This is a genomic window from Pseudomonas duriflava (genome assembly GCF_007830155.1).
Taxonomy (GTDB): domain Bacteria; phylum Pseudomonadota; class Gammaproteobacteria; order Pseudomonadales; family Pseudomonadaceae; genus Chryseomonas; species Chryseomonas duriflava.
In genome coordinates, this window is record NZ_VLKY01000014.1 from 1 (window position 1) to 14,556 (window position 14,556).

The 14,556-nt window shown below is 51.8% G+C and carries 28 protein-coding genes; all 28 read left to right on the plus strand.

Going from position 1 to position 14,556, the window contains the following annotated elements; translation table 11 throughout:
* On the plus strand, positions 1–1,193 hold a 1,193-nt coding region (tuf, locus tag IQ22_RS18075; protein WP_145144593.1), incomplete at its 5' end, for an elongation factor Tu.
* Positions 1,194–1,335: 142 nt separating this feature from the next.
* A complete protein-coding gene (gene rpsJ, locus IQ22_RS18080; protein ID WP_003243886.1) occupies positions 1,336–1,647 on the plus strand; it encodes a 30S ribosomal protein S10 in 312 nt (103 codons plus the stop codon).
* A gap of 83 nt (positions 1,648–1,730) precedes the next feature.
* On the plus strand, positions 1,731–2,366 hold the full coding sequence (gene rplC, locus IQ22_RS18085) for a 50S ribosomal protein L3 (RefSeq protein WP_145144595.1): 636 nt from the start codon (positions 1,731–1,733) through the stop codon (positions 2,364–2,366).
* A gap of 14 nt (positions 2,367–2,380) precedes the next feature.
* On the plus strand, positions 2,381–2,983 hold the full coding sequence (rplD, locus tag IQ22_RS18090; RefSeq protein WP_145144597.1) for a 50S ribosomal protein L4: 603 nt from the start codon (positions 2,381–2,383) through the stop codon (positions 2,981–2,983).
* On the plus strand, positions 2,980–3,279 hold the full coding sequence (gene rplW, locus IQ22_RS18095; protein WP_145144599.1) for a 50S ribosomal protein L23: 300 nt from the start codon (positions 2,980–2,982) through the stop codon (positions 3,277–3,279). The genes rplD and rplW overlap by 4 nt, the downstream gene beginning before the upstream one ends.
* A 13-nt stretch (positions 3,280–3,292) precedes the next feature.
* The gene (gene rplB, locus IQ22_RS18100; protein ID WP_145144601.1) at positions 3,293–4,114 is read left to right on the plus strand and encodes a 50S ribosomal protein L2; all 822 of its coding nucleotides are present in this window, start codon (positions 3,293–3,295) and stop codon (positions 4,112–4,114) included.
* A gap of 18 nt (positions 4,115–4,132) precedes the next feature.
* Positions 4,133–4,408, plus strand: a complete 276-nt coding sequence (gene rpsS, locus IQ22_RS18105; protein WP_145144603.1) for a 30S ribosomal protein S19 — start codon at positions 4,133–4,135, stop codon at positions 4,406–4,408.
* A 13-nt stretch (positions 4,409–4,421) separates the two neighbouring features.
* On the plus strand, positions 4,422–4,754 hold the full coding sequence (gene rplV, locus IQ22_RS18110) for a 50S ribosomal protein L22 (RefSeq protein ID WP_003103908.1): 333 nt from the start codon (positions 4,422–4,424) through the stop codon (positions 4,752–4,754).
* Positions 4,755–4,767: 13 nt separating this feature from the next.
* Entirely contained in the window at positions 4,768–5,454 is a 687-nt protein-coding gene (rpsC, locus tag IQ22_RS18115) for a 30S ribosomal protein S3 (protein WP_145144605.1), read from the plus strand.
* Positions 5,455–5,466: 12 nt separating this feature from the next.
* The gene (gene rplP, locus IQ22_RS18120) at positions 5,467–5,880 is read left to right on the plus strand and encodes a 50S ribosomal protein L16 (RefSeq protein ID WP_145144607.1); all 414 of its coding nucleotides are present in this window, start codon (positions 5,467–5,469) and stop codon (positions 5,878–5,880) included.
* Entirely contained in the window at positions 5,880–6,071 is a 192-nt protein-coding gene (rpmC, locus tag IQ22_RS18125; RefSeq protein WP_010796757.1) for a 50S ribosomal protein L29, read from the plus strand. The genes rplP and rpmC overlap by 1 nt, the downstream gene beginning before the upstream one ends.
* Positions 6,072–6,073: 2 nt before the next feature.
* Positions 6,074–6,340, plus strand: a complete 267-nt coding sequence (rpsQ, locus tag IQ22_RS18130) for a 30S ribosomal protein S17 (RefSeq protein ID WP_010796758.1) — start codon at positions 6,074–6,076, stop codon at positions 6,338–6,340.
* 12 nt (positions 6,341–6,352) lie between these two features.
* A complete protein-coding gene (gene rplN, locus IQ22_RS18135) occupies positions 6,353–6,721 on the plus strand; it encodes a 50S ribosomal protein L14 (protein ID WP_007161241.1) in 369 nt (122 codons plus the stop codon).
* Positions 6,722–6,733: 12 nt separating this feature from the next.
* The gene (gene rplX, locus IQ22_RS18140) at positions 6,734–7,048 is read left to right on the plus strand and encodes a 50S ribosomal protein L24 (RefSeq protein ID WP_145144609.1); all 315 of its coding nucleotides are present in this window, start codon (positions 6,734–6,736) and stop codon (positions 7,046–7,048) included.
* Between the two features lie 19 nt (positions 7,049–7,067).
* The gene (gene rplE / locus IQ22_RS18145) at positions 7,068–7,607 is read left to right on the plus strand and encodes a 50S ribosomal protein L5 (RefSeq protein ID WP_145144611.1); all 540 of its coding nucleotides are present in this window, start codon (positions 7,068–7,070) and stop codon (positions 7,605–7,607) included.
* A 12-nt stretch (positions 7,608–7,619) separates the two neighbouring features.
* A complete protein-coding gene (gene rpsN, locus IQ22_RS18150) occupies positions 7,620–7,925 on the plus strand; it encodes a 30S ribosomal protein S14 (protein ID WP_145144612.1) in 306 nt (101 codons plus the stop codon).
* Between the two features lie 156 nt (positions 7,926–8,081).
* On the plus strand, positions 8,082–8,474 hold the full coding sequence (rpsH, locus tag IQ22_RS18155) for a 30S ribosomal protein S8 (protein WP_145144615.1): 393 nt from the start codon (positions 8,082–8,084) through the stop codon (positions 8,472–8,474).
* 11 nt (positions 8,475–8,485) lie between these two features.
* On the plus strand, positions 8,486–9,019 hold the full coding sequence (gene rplF, locus IQ22_RS18160; protein WP_145144617.1) for a 50S ribosomal protein L6: 534 nt from the start codon (positions 8,486–8,488) through the stop codon (positions 9,017–9,019).
* 10 nt (positions 9,020–9,029) lie between these two features.
* A complete protein-coding gene (rplR, locus tag IQ22_RS18165; RefSeq protein ID WP_145144620.1) occupies positions 9,030–9,380 on the plus strand; it encodes a 50S ribosomal protein L18 in 351 nt (116 codons plus the stop codon).
* A gap of 3 nt (positions 9,381–9,383) precedes the next feature.
* The gene (gene rpsE, locus IQ22_RS18170; RefSeq protein ID WP_010796765.1) at positions 9,384–9,884 is read left to right on the plus strand and encodes a 30S ribosomal protein S5; all 501 of its coding nucleotides are present in this window, start codon (positions 9,384–9,386) and stop codon (positions 9,882–9,884) included.
* Between the two features lie 2 nt (positions 9,885–9,886).
* Complete coding sequence (gene rpmD, locus IQ22_RS18175; protein ID WP_145144622.1) at positions 9,887–10,063, plus strand: 50S ribosomal protein L30; 177 nt, start codon at positions 9,887–9,889, stop codon at positions 10,061–10,063.
* A 3-nt stretch (positions 10,064–10,066) separates the two neighbouring features.
* The gene (rplO, locus tag IQ22_RS18180) at positions 10,067–10,501 is read left to right on the plus strand and encodes a 50S ribosomal protein L15 (protein WP_145144624.1); all 435 of its coding nucleotides are present in this window, start codon (positions 10,067–10,069) and stop codon (positions 10,499–10,501) included.
* On the plus strand, positions 10,502–11,830 hold the full coding sequence (gene secY, locus IQ22_RS18185; protein WP_145144626.1) for a preprotein translocase subunit SecY: 1,329 nt from the start codon (positions 10,502–10,504) through the stop codon (positions 11,828–11,830).
* 29 nt (positions 11,831–11,859) lie between these two features.
* On the plus strand, positions 11,860–11,976 hold the full coding sequence (rpmJ, locus tag IQ22_RS18190; protein ID WP_003281814.1) for a 50S ribosomal protein L36: 117 nt from the start codon (positions 11,860–11,862) through the stop codon (positions 11,974–11,976).
* A gap of 132 nt (positions 11,977–12,108) precedes the next feature.
* Positions 12,109–12,465 carry a 30S ribosomal protein S13 gene (gene rpsM, locus IQ22_RS18195; RefSeq protein WP_145144628.1) on the plus strand — a complete coding sequence of 119 codons (357 nt, stop codon included), beginning with the start codon at positions 12,109–12,111 and terminating at the stop codon, positions 12,463–12,465.
* Between the two features lie 30 nt (positions 12,466–12,495).
* Entirely contained in the window at positions 12,496–12,885 is a 390-nt protein-coding gene (gene rpsK, locus IQ22_RS18200) for a 30S ribosomal protein S11 (RefSeq protein ID WP_003093689.1), read from the plus strand.
* A gap of 16 nt (positions 12,886–12,901) precedes the next feature.
* Positions 12,902–13,522, plus strand: coding sequence for a 30S ribosomal protein S4 (rpsD, locus tag IQ22_RS18205; protein WP_145144630.1), 621 nt, complete (start codon positions 12,902–12,904; stop codon positions 13,520–13,522).
* Positions 13,523–13,544: 22 nt separating this feature from the next.
* Complete coding sequence (locus IQ22_RS18210; RefSeq protein ID WP_010796771.1) at positions 13,545–14,546, plus strand: DNA-directed RNA polymerase subunit alpha; 1,002 nt, start codon at positions 13,545–13,547, stop codon at positions 14,544–14,546.
* Positions 14,547–14,556: the final 10 nt, after the last annotated feature.

The following is a 14,556-nucleotide window of genomic DNA, read 5'->3' on the forward strand; positions in this document are numbered from 1 at the left end:
TGGCTAAAGAAAAATTTGAACGTAACAAACCGCACGTCAACGTCGGCACCATCGGCCACGTCGACCATGGTAAGACAACGCTGACCGCTGCGCTGACCAAGGTTTGCGCAGAAACGTGGGGCGGCTCCGCGCGTAACTTCGATCAGATCGATAACGCACCGGAAGAAAAGGCTCGCGGTATCACCATCAACACCTCCCATGTTGAATACGATTCGCCTGTTCGTCACTATGCTCACGTTGACTGCCCGGGTCACGCTGACTACGTGAAGAACATGATTACCGGTGCTGCGCAGATGGACGGCGCTATCCTGGTATGTTCCGCTGCTGACGGCCCCATGCCGCAGACGCGTGAGCACATTCTGCTGTCCCGACAGGTAGGCGTTCCTTACATTGTCGTGTTCCTGAACAAGGCCGACATGGTTGATGATGCCGAGCTGCTCGAGCTGGTAGAAATGGAAGTTCGCGATCTGCTGAACACCTATGACTTCCCGGGCGATGACACTCCGATCGTTGTTGGCTCCGCGCTGATGGCGCTGGAAGGCAAAGACGATAACGAAATCGGTGTATCGGCTGTACGTAAACTGGTAGAAACTCTGGATGCTTACATTCCTGAGCCGGTTCGTGCCATTGATCAGCCGTTCCTGATGCCAATCGAAGATGTATTCTCCATCTCTGGTCGCGGTACTGTTGTGACTGGTCGTGTTGAGCGCGGTATCGTTAAAGTGGGTGAGGAAGTTGAAATCGTGGGCATTCGTGCTACGACCAAGACTACCTGTACCGGCGTTGAAATGTTCCGTAAGCTGCTTGACGAAGGTCGTGCTGGTGAGAACGTTGGCGCTCTGCTGCGTGGCACCAAGCGTGAAGACGTTGAGCGTGGCCAGGTTTTGGCCAAGCCGGGCACTATCAAGCCGCACACTAAGTTTGAGTGCGAAGTGTATGTGCTGTCCAAGGAAGAAGGTGGTCGTCATACCCCATTCTTCAAGGGCTACCGTCCGCAGTTCTACTTCCGTACTACGGATGTAACTGGTAACTGCGAGCTGCCGGAAGGCGTTGAGATGGTAATGCCGGGTGACAACATCAAGATGGTTGTTACCCTGATCGCTCCGATCGCCATGGAAGAAGGTCTGCGCTTCGCGATTCGTGAAGGTGGCCGTACCGTTGGTGCCGGCGTGGTTGCCAAGATCGTCGAATAAAATCGACGTTCGTCTAGAGAAGGCCCTTCGGGGCCTTTTCTGCTTTGTCTATTATTGACACCCCTTCAGTGCGTCTATAGAATTGCGCCTCCTTTTATCGGGCATATTCTGCCTGAGGGGAAAGCTTGGAGTCTGAGGTCAAATGCAAAACCAACAAATCCGTATTCGGTTGAAGGCTTTTGATCATCGCCTGATTGATCAGTCCACCCAGGAAATCGTGGAAACCGCGAAGCGTACTGGGGCTCAGGTGCGTGGTCCGATTCCTCTGCCTACCCGCAAGGAACGTTACACAGTGCTGATTTCTCCGCACGTCAACAAGGATGCACGTGACCAGTACGAAATTCGTACTCATAAGCGTGTGCTGGATATTGTCCAGCCAACGGATAAAACCGTTGATGCGCTGATGAAGCTCGACCTTGCTGCTGGTGTAGAAGTACAAATCAGCCTCGGCTAAGACCTTTGTGTTTTAGTCGTGTAACGCTCTGAAATGGGCGGCCATAGCGGGTGAAAGCCCCGTACACTCAAGAGGTTTATATAATGACTATTGGTGTAGTCGGTCGTAAATGCGGCATGACCCGCGTTTTCACCGAGGAAGGCGTTTCCGTTCCGGTCACAGTCATCGAGATTGAGCCGAATCGTGTAACCCAAATGAAAGTAGAAGATACTGATGGCTACCGTGCTGTGCAGGTTACAGTTGGTGAGCGTCGTGCTTCTCGTGTAAGCAAGGCTCAGGCAGGTCATTTTGCCAAAGCGAGCGTTGCTGCTGGTCGTAGCGTGCTTGAGTTCCGTCTTGAAGAAGGCGAGTACAGCACTGGCGATCAGATTACGGTTGATATTTTCCAGGCGGGACAGTTGGTCGACGTGACTGGCCAGTCCAAAGGTAAAGGCTATGCCGGTACCATTAAGCGCTGGAACTTCCGTGGTCAAGATAATACTCACGGTAACTCCGTTTCTCACCGCGCACCTGGCTCCATCGGCCAGTGCCAGACTCCTGGCCGAGTGTTCAAGGGCAAGAAAATGTCCGGTCACATGGGTGCTGAGCGTGTAACTGTGCAGTCCCTTGAAATTGTCCGTGTTGATGCTGAACGCAACTTGTTGCTAGTTAAGGGTGCCATTCCTGGTGCTCCTGGCGGTGACGTGGTTGTTCGTCCTGCAGCCAAAGCTCGCGGTTAAAAGGGGAACGGAACATGCAACTTAATGTAAATGGCTCTCAGGCTATTGAAGTCTCTGAGCGCGCTTTCGGTGGCGAGTTTAACGAAACCCTAGTTCATCAAGCTGTGGTTGCTTACATGGCTGGTGGTCGTCAGGGTACTCGTGCTCAAAAGACTCGCTCCGAAGTTTCTGGTGGTGGCAAGAAGCCCTGGCGTCAAAAAGGTAGCGGCCGTGCTCGTGCCGGTACTATCCGTAGCCCTATCTGGCGTGGCGGTGGTACTACCTTTGCGGCCAAACCGCAGAATCATGAGCAAAAGCTCAATAAAAAGATGTACCGCGCCGCTCTGCGTTCTATTTTGGCTGAGCTGGTACGTCTGGATCGTCTGGTCGTAGTGGATGAGTTTTCTATCGATGCCCCTAAGACCAAAGGGTTAGTAAGCAAGCTTGATGGCCTTGGCCTGAAAGATGTCCTGATCGTAACTGATAATGTCGATCAGAACCTTTACTTGGCTGCCCGCAACCTGCCTTTTGTTGACGTGCGTGATGTGCAGGGTTCTGACCCTGTCAGCTTGATCGCCTACGACAAAGTGCTGGTCACAGTGTCTGCCGTGAAGAAATTCGAGGAGCTGCTGGGATGAACCAGGAACGTGTATTCAAGGTACTGCTTGGTCCGCACATCTCCGAGAAGGCTACTGTGCTGGCGGAAAGTCAAAAGCAGTTCATCTTTAAGGTTGCAACTGATGCAACCAAGCTGGAAATCAAAAAAGCTGTCGAACAGCTGTTCGACGTAAAAGTGCGTAGCGTAAGTACTCTGAATGTAAAGGGTAAGACGAAGCGTACTGCGCGTGGTCTGGGCAAGCGTAACGACTGGAAAAAAGCATATGTTGCTCTCCAGCCGGGCCAGGATCTCGATTTCTCCAGCAATGCTGAGTAAGTAAGGGGGCATCATGGCAATCGTTAAATGCAAGCCGACCTCCGCTGGCCGCCGTTTTGTGGTCAAGGTTGTCAATGCTGAACTGCACAAGGGCGCTCCGTATGCTCCTCTTGTAGAGAAGCAGGGTAAGTCTGGCGGCCGTAACAACAACGGTCGTATTACCACTCGTCACAAAGGCGGTGGTCATAAGCAGCATTATCGCCTAGTTGATTTCCGTCGCGACAAAGATGGAATCCCGGCTGTAGTAGAGCGTGTTGAGTACGATCCAAACCGTACTGCTCACATTGCTCTTCTTAAATATGCTGACGGTGAGCGTCGTTATATTATTGCGCCGAAAGGTGTAAGTGCTGGTGATCAGCTGATTTCAGGTGCTGGTGCGCCGATTAAAGCAGGTAACAGCTTGCCGCTGCGCAACATTCCTGTTGGTAGTACTGTGCATGGTATCGAGCTGAAGCCTGGTAAAGGTGCTCAGATCGCTCGTTCTGCTGGTGCTTCTGCTCAATTGGTTGCTCGTGAGGGTGCCTATGTTACTTTGCGTCTCCGTTCCGGCGAGATGCGTAAAGTGCTAAGCGAATGCCGAGCTACATTGGGTGAAGTTTCCAATGCCGAGCATAGCCTGCGCTCCTTGGGTAAAGCAGGTGCTAAGCGCTGGCGTGGCATTCGTCCCACCGTTCGCGGTGTGGCAATGAACCCTGTTGACCACCCGCATGGTGGTGGTGAGGGTCGTACCTCCGGTGGCCGTCATCCAGTGTCTCCATGGGGCTTCCCGACCAAGGGTGCGAAGACCCGTGCGAATAAGCGCACTGACAAGATGATCGTCCGTCGCCGCAAGTAATGAATTGAGGATACGACTGTGCCACGTTCTCTTAAAAAAGGTCCTTTTATCGATCTTCACCTACTGAAGAAGATCGAAGTTGCGGTAGAGAAAAACGATCGTAAGCCAATTAAAACTTGGTCTCGTCGTTCAATGATTCTGCCGCAAATGGTTGGTTTGACCATTGCTGTACATAACGGCCGTCAACATGTCCCGGTGCTTGTAAACGAAGACATGGTTGGCCATAAACTCGGCGAGTTTGCTGCTACCCGCACGTATCGCGGTCATGTGGCTGACAAAAAAGCCAAGCGTTAAGGGGTAAGGAAAGATGGAAGTAGCCGCTAAGCTGTCGGGCGCTCGAATCTCCGCCCAGAAAGCCCGCTTGGTCGCCGACCAAATTCGCGGGAAGAAGGTGGGCGAAGCGCTCAACCTCCTGGCTTTCAGCAGTAAGAAAGCTGCCGAGATTATGAAAAAAGTGCTCGAGTCGGCTGTTGCTAACGCCGAGCACAACGAAGGCGCTGACGTGGATGATTTAAAAGTCTCCACTGTATTCGTCAACGAAGGGCGTTCGCTGAAGCGCATCATGCCGCGCGCCAAAGGTCGTGCTGATCGCATCGTGAAGCGGTCTTGCCATATCACGGTCAAGGTTGCGGACAAGTAACGGAGTCGATCAGATGGGTCAGAAAGTACATCCCAATGGCATTCGCCTGGGTATCGTCAAGGAGCACACTTCCGTTTGGTATGCAGATAAGCGCACATACGCTGATTATCTGCTTGCCGATCTGAAGGTTCGTGCATATCTCCAAGACAAACTAAAAAGCGCGTCCGTAAGCCGTATCGATATTCATCGTCCGGCTCAAACTGCACGCATCACTATTCACACTGCTCGCCCCGGTATTGTTATCGGCAAGAAAGGTGAGGATGTTGAAAAGCTGCGTCAGGACCTGACCAAGCAAATGGGTGTGCCAGTGCACATCAACATCGAAGAGATCCGTAAGCCGGAGCTCGACGGTGCGCTAGTTGCGCAAAGCGTAGCTCAGCAGCTCGAGCGTCGTGTAATGTTCCGTCGCGCTATGAAGCGTGCCGTGCAAAGTGCGATGCGTCTTGGCGCTAAAGGCATCAAGATTCAGGTGAGTGGTCGTCTTGGTGGGGCAGAAATTGCTCGTACCGAGTGGTATCGGGAAGGTCGTGTGCCTTTGCATACTCTTCGTGCTGATATCGACTACGCAACTGCGGAAGCTCATACCACTTATGGTGTGATTGGTGTAAAGGTGTGGATCTTCAAGGGCGAGGTCATTGGTGGCCGCCAGGAAGAGCTTAAGCCTGTAGCGCCAGCTCCGCGCAAAAAAGCTGCTAAGTAAGGGGTACGCATCATGCTGCAACCTAAGCGTACGAAATTCCGCAAGCAGATGACTGGCCACAACCGTGGCTTGGCTCATCGCGGTAGTAAAGTAAGTTTTGGCGAATATGCACTAAAAGCTGTTAGCCGTGGCCGTCTTACTGCTCGCCAGATCGAAGCGGCTCGTCGTGCCTTGACTCGTCACGTTAAGCGTGGCGGTAAAATCTGGATTCGCGTTTTTCCTGACAAGCCTGTAACCAAAAAGCCGCTTGAAGTGCGGATGGGTAAAGGTAAGGGTAGCGTGGAGTACTGGGTAGCCCAGATCCAGCCGGGCAAGGTGCTGTACGAGATCGAGGGCGTTTCTGAAGTGTTGGCTCGCGAAGCTTTTGCTCTTGCTGCTGCCAAGCTTCCACTTGAAACCTCCTTTGTTAAGCGGACGGTGATGTAATGAAAGCGCAAGAATTACGTGAGAAATCCGTCGAGGAGCTGAACGAGCAGCTTCTCAGCCTGCTGCGTGACCAGTTCAATCTGCGTATGCAGAAAGCAACTGGCCAACTGGGGCAGTCTCACATGCTCTCGCAAGTGAAGCGCGACATTGCTCGTGTCAAGACTGTGCTGAACCAGCAAGCAGGTAAGTGATCATGGCTGAAGCTGAAAAGACCGTCCGTACGCTGACCGGCCGAGTGGTCAGTGACAAAATGGACAAAACCATCACCGTTCTGATTGAGCGTCGCGTAAAGCACCCGATCTACGGTAAATACGTCAAGCGTTCCACCAAGCTGCACGCTCACGACGAAAACAATCAGTGCCGCGCTGGTGACCTGGTCACTATTCGCGAAACACGCCCGCTGGCAAAGACCAAGGCGTGGACCCTGGTTGATGTCGTCGAGCGCGCCGTACAAGTGTAAGGGTGAAGAGCCATGATTCAGACTCAATCCATGCTCGATGTGGCCGATAATAGCGGCGCTCGTCGTGTTATGTGCATCAAGGTGCTGGGTGGTTCGCATCGCCGCTACGCGGGTATTGGCGATATCATCAAGGTCACCGTGAAAGAAGCCATTCCTCGCGGAAAGGTTAAAAAAGGTCAGGTGATGACGGCTGTTGTGGTTCGTACTAAGCACGGTGTGCGTCGTACAGATGGCTCCATCATTCGCTTCGACGGTAACGCTGCGGTACTGCTAAATAACAAGCAGGAGCCAATCGGTACCCGTATCTTTGGGCCGGTGACGCGTGAACTTCGCTCTGAGAAGTTCATGAAGATCGTCTCCCTTGCCCCCGAAGTGTTGTAAGGAGTAGCCGTCATGCAAAAAATTCGTCGTGACGATGAAGTAATCGTCATTGCCGGCAAAGACAAAGGTAAGCGTGGCAAAGTGCTAAAGGTGCTTGCTGATGACCGCTTGGTCATTGGTGGGGTAAACCTTGTTAAGCGCCACACCAAGCCGAATCCGATGCTGGGCGCACAGGGTGGCATTGTTGAGAAGGAAGCTCCTCTGCATGTCTCCAACGTTGCTATCTTCAATCCAGAAACCAACAAGGCAGACCGTGTTGGCTTTAAGGTGGAAGACGGTAAGAAAATCCGTATCTTCAAGTCGAACCAAAAAGCGGTTCAGGCTTGAGGTTGCTAGGTAGATCACCATGGCACGATTGAAAGAAATCTATCGGAAGGAAATTGCGCCCAAGCTGAAAGAGCAGCTTCAGCTGGCTAACGTGATGGAAGTTCCGCGTATCACCAAGATCACCCTAAATATGGGTATTGGCGAAGCCGTTGGCGATAAGAAAATTATCGAAAACGCATTAGCTGATCTTGAGAAAATTGCTGGTCAAAAGCCCGTAGTAACATATGCGCGCAAGTCGATCGCGGGTTTCAAAATCCGTGAAGGTTGGCCGATTGGTGTGAAGGTAACTCTGCGTAAAGACCGTATGTATGAGTTTCTGGATCGCCTCTTGTCTATCTCCTTGCCGCGTGTTCGTGACTTCCGGGGCTTGAATGGCAAGTCCTTTGATGGTCGTGGCAACTATAGTATGGGTGTTAAAGAGCAGATTATTTTCCCGGAAATCGATTACGACAAAATCGATGCTCTCCGTGGTATGGATATCACTCTGACAACAACTGCTCGTACGGACGAGGAAGGTCGTGCACTGTTGCGTGCATTTAACTTCCCGTTCCGTAATTGATAGGAGTTTCAGATGGCTAAGCAGAGTATGAAAAACCGTGAGCTGAAGCGTCAGCAAACGGTTGCTAAGTACGCACAAAAGCGTGCTGAGCTGAAAGCGACTATTGCTAATCCGAATACGGCTCCAGAAGAGCGTTGGGCTGCACAGGTTGCTTTGCAAAAGCAGCCTCGTGACGCTAGTGCTAGCCGTTTGCGTAATCGTTGCCGACTGACCGGTCGTCCACACGGTGTATACCGTAAGTTCGGTTTGTCGCGTATCATGTTGCGCGAAGCTGCAATGCGTGGTGATGTTCCTGGCTTGGTAAAGGCCAGCTGGTAATAGCCTCGCATGATAAGCGGTTAAAGAATCAAGCCCCTCATGGGGCTTGATTTGTTTTTATTTGGCTATTAGAATGGTCGGCTCGCCCGAGTCAGCGTCTAGGCTGGGCGGTTTCAGAGCTATAGGCTCATATATGCATTTAGGAGCTACAAGCCCATGAGTATGCAGGACCCGTTAGCAGATATGCTAACTCGTATCCGTAATGCCCAGATGGCTGAAAAGTCCGTCGTAAGCATGCCATCTTCCAAGTTAAAGGTGGCAGTTGCCAAAGTCCTAAAGGATGAAGGCTATATTGCGGGTTTTCAGGTCAGTGCGGAAATCAAGCCGCTGCTGTCTATCGAGCTGAAGTATTTTGAAGGCAAGCCTGTCATCGAAGAACTGAAGCGTACTAGTCGTCCTGGTCTTCGCCAGTACAAATCTGTTGACCAGTTGCCAAAAGTACGTGGCGGCTTGGGCGTGTCGATCGTTTCCACCAACAAGGGTGTGATGACGGATCGCGCGGCTCGTGCTGCAGGTGTTGGCGGCGAAGTGCTCTGCACTGTTTTCTAAGGGGAAAAAGCATGTCTCGTGTTGCTAAGAACCCTGTGAAGCTGCCTGCAGGCGTAGAAATTAACCTGGCCGGTCAACAGCTTTCTATTAAAGGTACTAAAGGCTCTCTTGAGCTTAAAGTTCATCCCTCCGTTGAGATTTCTCAGGAGTCGGGTGAGCTGCGATTTGCTGCTCGTAATGGCGATCAGCAGACGCGCGCAATGGCGGGTACAACTCGCGCGCTGGTTAATAACATGGTTATTGGTGTTAGCCAGGGTTTCGAGCGTAAGCTGCAACTGGTCGGCGTGGGTTATAAGGCACAGGCTAAAGGTCAAGTGCTTTCATTGTCCCTCGGCTTCTCTCATCCGGTCGATTATGAGCTTCCTCAAGGCATTACTGCCGAGACTCCTAGCCAGACTGATATCTTGATTAAAGGTATCGATAAGCAGCTAGTAGGTCAGGTGGCAGCCGAAATTCGTGATTTCCGTCCGCCAGAGCCTTATAAAGGTAAAGGTGTTCGGTATTCCGATGAAGTCGTTCGCCGTAAAGAAGCCAAGAAAAAGTAGGGCATAGCAAATGAGCGTCAAGAAAGAAACTCGACTGCGTCGCGCTCGCAAGGCACGCTTGAGAATGCGCGAGCTGGAAGTAGTGCGTCTATGTATATACCGCTCTTCTCAGCACATCTATGCCCAGGTCATCGCGGCCGACGGCAGCAAAGTTTTGGCCAGTGCCTCGACTTTGGACAAAGACCTACGCGAAGGCGCTACCAGCAATATCGAGGCGGCTCAAAAAGTCGGCAAGCTGGTTGCTGAGCGTGCCAAAGCGGCTGGCGTTACTCAGGTAGCGTTTGATCGTTCTGGCTTTAAATACCATGGCCGCGTGAAGGCGTTGGCTGATGCCGCACGTGAAAGCGGACTGGAGTTCTAAGTCATGGCAAATAACGATCAAAAGCGCGACGAAGGTTATATCGAGAAGCTGGTTCAAGTTAATCGTGTCGCTAAAACCGTCAAGGGCGGCCGGATCTTTGCTTTCACTGCGTTAACCGTAGTGGGTGATGGTAAAGGGCGTGTAGGCTTCGGTCGTGGTAAGGCGCGTGAAGTGCCTGCTGCAATCCAGAAAGCTATGGAAGCTGCTCGTCGCAATATGATCCAGGTGGATCTGAACGGCAATACGCTTCAATATCCAGTCAAGTCTGCTCATGGAGCCTCTAAGGTATTCATGCAGCCTGCCTCTGAAGGTACTGGAATCATTGCTGGCGGTGCTATGCGCGCTGTGCTGGAAGTGGCTGGTGTGCAGAACGTTTTGGCTAAGTGCTATGGCTCTACCAATCCTGTAAACGTGGTTTATGCCACTTTTGAAGGATTGAAGCACATGCAATCTCCAGAGTCCGTTGCAGCCAAGCGTGGCAAGAGCGTCGAGGAGATTCTCTGATCATGGCTACTGTAAAAGTTACATTGATTAAGAGCACGAATGGCCGTTTGGCCAACCATAAGGCTTGCGTCAAAGGCCTCGGCCTGCGTCGTATTGGTCATACTGTAGAGGTTCTGGATACTCCAGAAAATCGTGGCATGATCAATAAGGCCTATTACCTACTGCGTGTGGAGGGTTAAGTTATGAAGCTTAACGATCTGCGTTCCGCTCCAGGGGCTCGCCGCGAAAAGCTGCGTCCTGGTCGTGGTATTGGTAGCGGTCTGGGCAAGACAGGCGGCCGCGGTCATAAAGGTGCTACTTCTCGCTCCGGCGGTAAAGTTGCTCCTGGTTTCGAGGGTGGCCAACAGCCTCTGCACCGTCGCCTGCCAAAGTTTGGTTTCGTTTCCTTGAAAGCTTTGTATCGTGCAGAAGTGCGCACGTCTGAGCTGGCTAAGGTCGAGGGCGACATTATTACCGTACAAGCTTTGAAAGATGCCAATGTCATCAATCGTAGTGTTGTACGTGTAAAAGTCGTTCTGTCCGGCGACATCTCTCGTGCTGTTACTCTGAAGGGCATTCCAGCCACGAAGGGTGCGCGTGCGGCTATTGAAGCAGCTGGCGGTAAGATCGAGGAATAAATGGCTAAGCAAGGTTCTCTCTCTGCGCTCAGCAATGGCGGTTTGTCCGAACTATGGGCGCGCTTGCGCTTTCTTTTTCTGGCAATTATCGTGTATCGGATTGGCGCGCATATACCAGTTCCGGGTATAAATCCGGATCAGCTGGCGGCGCTTTTCCGGCAGAATGAGGGGACCATTCTTAGCCTGTTCAACATGTTCTCTGGCGGCGCGCTGGAGCGGATGAGTATTTTTGCATTAGGGATCATGCCGTATATATCGGCCTCGATCATTATGCAGTTGCTAACCGCTGTCAGCCCGCAGCTGGAGCAGTTGAAAAAAGAAGGCGAGTCTGGTCGCCGTAAGATCAGTCAGTATACCCGCTACGGCACTTTGGTATTGGCATTGGTTCAGGCAACTGGGATGTCTGTCGGTCTTGCAAGTCAAGGTGTTGCCTTCTCTACAGGCATTAGCTTTTACTTTGTAGCCGTGACTACCTTTGTTGCTGGGGCGCTGTTCATGATGTGGCTGGGTGAGCAGATCACCGAGCGCGGTGTTGGTAATGGTATTTCCATGCTAATTTTCGCGGGCATCGTGGCGGGGCTTCCGCGAGCAGTAGGTCAGTCTTTCGAGTCTGCACGACAAGGTGATATCAATATTTTTGCCTTGATTGCTGTTGGACTTGTGGCTGTAGCCATTATAGCGTTCGTGGTGTTTATCGAACGTGGCCAACGCCGGATCGCTGTGCACTATGCTAAGCGTCAACAGGGTCGTAAAGTCTTTGCTGCTCAAAATAGCCACTTGCCGCTTAAGGTAAACATGGCAGGTGTTATTCCTGCTATCTTCGCCAGTAGCATTTTGCTGTTCCCTGCATCGCTAGGATCTTGGTTCGGTCAATCCGAAGGACTCGGGTGGCTTCAGGATATAGCTCAGGCTATTGCTCCTGGCCAGCCGTTGAACATCTTGCTGTTTAGTGCGGGCATTATTTTCTTCTGCTTTTTCTATACGGCTTTGATGTTTAACCCTAAAGATGTAGCTGAAAATCTGAAGAAGTCGGGTGCGTTTATTCCAGGAATCCGTCCTGGTGAGCAGTCTGCGCGCTATATAGATGGCGTTTTGACTCGTTTAACCATGTTCGGCGCCCTGTATATGACGGCAGTATGCTTGTTACCTCAGTTTTTAGTGGTGGCAGCTAACGTGCCGTTTTACCTTGGCGGGACTTCACTGTTGATTGTGGTTGTGGTTGTCATGGACTTTATGTCCCAGGTTCAATCACATCTCGTGTCTCATCAGTATGAGTCTTTGATGAAAAAAGCCAATCTGAAGGGTTATGGCGGCGGAATGCTTCGCTGATATAAGCCGTAAGGTTAGAGGAGTTGGTGATGAAAGTTCGTGCATCGGTTAAGAAGCTGTGCCGTAACTGCAAAATTATTCGCCGCGACGGTGTTGTACGAGTAATTTGTAGCGCGGAACCGCGTCACAAGCAGCGCCAAGGCTGAGTGTGAATACACGCGTATAACCCGACAGCTAGTGCGCTGTCGGGTTGATCATTTTTTATTACAGCGTTAATATCTTGCGCCCTTTTCTTGGCTTCCAGGGCGTGGGTTGCTGTCAAATGGAGTTTTTCTAGAATGGCCCGTATCGCAGGCGTTAACATTCCGGATAACAAGCATACTGTTATCTCGCTGACTTACATCTATGGTGTCGGTCGCACAACTGCTCAGAATATCTGTGCGGCCACTGGCATCAGCCCGTCCGCTAAAATCAAGGATCTGAGCGACGAGCAGATTGATCAACTGCGCAACGAAGTCGCCAAACTCGTTACTGAGGGTGATCTGCGCCGTGAGATCAACATGAACATCAAGCGCTTGATGGACCTGGGTAGCTACCGTGGCCTTCGCCATCGTCGTGGTCTTCCCGTCCGTGGTCAGCGTACCAAGACCAACGCGCGTACCCGTAAAGGGCCGCGTAAGCCGATCCGCAAGTAATCGCATCCGCGAATCGACAGGAATCTAGTCATGGCAAAACCTGCTGCTCGTCCTCGTAAGAAAGTTAAAAAGACAGTGGTGGATGGCATCGCCCATATCCACGCGTCTTTTAACAATACCATCGTAACTATTACTGATCGTCAGGGTAACGCTTTGTCCTGGGCCACTTCAGGTGGCTCCGGCTTCCGTGGCTCGCGTAAGAGCACCCCTTTTGCTGCCCAGGTCGCTGCAGAGCGTGCTGGTCAAGCAGCTCTTGAGTATGGTCTCAAGAATCTTGACGTGAATGTCAAAGGTCCAGGTCCGGGCCGTGAGTCTGCAGTGCGTGCTTTGAACGCCTGTGGTTACAAGATCGCCAGCATCACCGACGTGACGCCTATCCCGCATAACGGGTGCCGTCCGCCGAAGAAGCGTCGCGTGTAATAGGAGACAGTAAGAAATGGCTCGTTACATTGGTCCCAAGTGCAAACTGTCCCGCCGCGAAGGCACTGATCTCTTTCTGAAGAGCGGTGTTCGTGCGATCGAATCTAAGTGCAACATCGAAAACGCTCCTGGTGCACATGGCCAGCGCCGTGGTCGCTTATCCGACTATGGTCTGCAGCTGCGTGAAAAGCAGAAGGTACGCCGTATTTATGGCGTTCTAGAGCGTCAGTTCGCTGGTTATTACAAAGAAGCTGCTCGCCGTAAAGGTGCGACAGGTGAAAACCTACTTCAGCTTCTTGAAACTCGCCTAGATAACGTTGTTTATCGTATGGGCTTTGGTGCTACTCGTGCTGAGTCTCGTCAGCTGGTTTCGCACAAATCCATTACTGTAAACGGTCAAACTGTGAACATCCCGTCTTACCAAGTTAAGCCGGGTGACGTAGTTGCTGTTCGTGAAAAGGCTAAGAATCAGTTGCGTATCGCTCAAGCTCTTGAGTTGTGCGCCCAGCGCGGTCGTGTTGAATGGGTTGAAGTAGACGCCGAAAAGAAGTCCGGTACTTTCAAGAGTATTCCGGCTCGTGGTGATCTTTCCGCCGACATCAACGAAAACCTGATTGTCGAGCTCTACTCCAAGTAAGGGCTAGAAAATAGGTGCATCCATGCAGAGTTCGGTAAATGAGTTCCTGACCCCCCGCCACATTGATGTGCAGGCGGTCAGTCCAACCCGCGCCAAAATCACGCTTGAGCCTCTCGAGCGTGGTTTCGGCCATACCTTGGGCAACGCGCTTCGTCGCATCCTGTTGTCCTCCATGCCTGGCTGCGCAGTGGTCGAAGCCGAGATCGACGGTGTACTGCATGAGTACAGTGCGATTGAGGGTGTGCAGGAAGACGTTATTGAAATCCTGCTCAATCTCAAGGGATTGGCGATCAAGCTGCATGGCCGTGATGAGGTCACTTTGACCCTGAGTAAAAAGGGACAAGGACCTGTTCTGGCTTCTGATATCCAGCTTGAGCATGATGTCGAAATCGTCAATGGTGATCATGTTATTGCTCACCTGGCGGATAACGGCTCGCTCAACATGAGGCTGAAAATTGCTCGTGGTCGCGGCTATGAACCAGCTGATGCTCGTCAGAGCGAAGAAGATGAAACGCGAGCGATTGGTCGTTTGCAGCTCGATTCTTCTTTCAGCCCAGTTCGTCGTGTGGCTTACGTAGTTGAAAACGCACGTGTTGAGCAGCGTACCAACCTAGACAAGCTAGTGCTTGATCTAGAAACTAATGGCACGCTTGATCCTGAAGAAGCCATCCGTCGTGCAGCAACCATTCTGCAACAGCAGTTGGCCGCTTTTGTTGATCTCAAGGGCGATAGCGAACCTGTCGTTGTTGAGCAGGAAGACGAAATCGATCCAATTCTGCTGCGTCCGGTTGACGACCTTGAACTGACCGTCCGTTCGGCTAACTGCTTGAAGGCTGAGAATATCTACTATATTGGTGATCTGATTCAGCGCACCGAAGTAGAGCTACTCAAGACGCCTAACCTTGGTAAGAAATCTCTTACTGAGATCAAGGATGTTCTGGCTTCACGCGGTTTGTCGCTTGGCATGCGCCTGGACAACTGGCCCCCGGCAAGTCTTAAGAAGGACGATAAGGCTACGGCCTGATCGTTATTAG